The following is a 1,275-nucleotide window of genomic DNA, read 5'->3' on the forward strand; positions in this document are numbered from 1 at the left end:
CCTAATTCAAAGTGCATCGCCAGCAAACGGGCCACAAAGCCGCTGCACAGGGTAATCATGGTCACCGCATTGTGATCTAATCCGGTATGTTGCAAGCCGACATACAGCAAACCGGCGGCAAATGAGATCCCTGCATACAACTCTTTTTGGAATACCAGCGGGATCTGATTACACAGCAGATCACGCAACACTCCGCCAAATGCGCCGGTGATCACTGCGGCAATCACCGCCACTACTGGACCGTGGTGCATATCCAGCGCCACTTGCGCACCAATGATCGAAAAGACGATCAAACCCAGCGCATCGAGCACCAAAAACACTTTGCGCAGGTGCTTCATGACCGGTGAGATCCACGTCGTGATCACTGCGGCACAGGCTACAATCACAATGTAGTGCGGGTGTTTGACCCAGCCGAGCGGGTAATGGCCGAGCAACATATCACGGATCGAGCCGCCCCCGATGGCAGTCACACTGGCGATGATAATCACACCGAACAGATCCATTTTACGACGACCTGCGGCCAGCGCACCGGTCATGGCTTCAGCGGTGATCCCGATAAGATATAAGACAGTCAGTAACATGGGGAAAGTGGCTCAGTCCATCAGTGAAAACGCGAGTGAGACAACACAGGCCAGCACACAGTATGACGCTTCTTTATTACGCGGCTAACGTTGGCTGCTGGTTGGCGAATGCGCGCTATTTTACTGCTGATTTTTCTTTTGTCGCATTACAAATACTAATCATTTATTGATTGTATTTTAAATGTGACATTGTGATATCACATAGTAAATAAAGTTGCATACAGCAAGAAATAAGCGCTAATAGCCGATTTATAGAGTTCGTTGCGTATTATTAGAATAGGTGCTGGGGGTAAATTTTAAAAAATAATGATTTATAAAAATAATCTATTCTCCTTATCGCGTCCATCTGTTGCTCTGGCTGCGGAAGATGTTATCTATGCATTAGTTTATTTCATTTATTTATGCGCGGCGCGTTCAGAAAAATGAGAGTTTGATCACGCTGCACAAAGGGCTGCAGTAGGTGGAGTGTGTACGGCGCCAAGATGATGCGTGGCGGTTTCTCTTTAGAAAGAGATAAAAATGCTCTGTGCTGAGTCGTATAGTCGAGCCACAGATTGCCCTAACGGCGCATCAGTAATAGCTCGGCGCTCTCTGGAGAGCATACGCAGTTGCTGTTATAGTCTGCGGCAGAATTTTTCGGTAACACTCTGGCAACGAGAATAAATCTGATGATGACGCAATTTGAACAGCGGGT

General features: G+C 47.5%; 1 protein-coding gene. It reads right to left on the minus strand.

Annotated features, from left to right (window positions below):
- Nucleotides 1-581, minus strand: a 581-nt coding sequence (locus tag ACRC27_RS14085; protein ID WP_438640163.1) for a trimeric intracellular cation channel family protein, incomplete at its 3' end; no start/stop codon positions are given.
- Nucleotides 582-1,275 lie beyond the last annotated feature (694 nt).

The organism is Plesiomonas sp., from assembly GCF_051650925.1.
GTDB lineage: Bacteria > Pseudomonadota > Gammaproteobacteria > Enterobacterales > CAMTGL01 > Plesiomonas.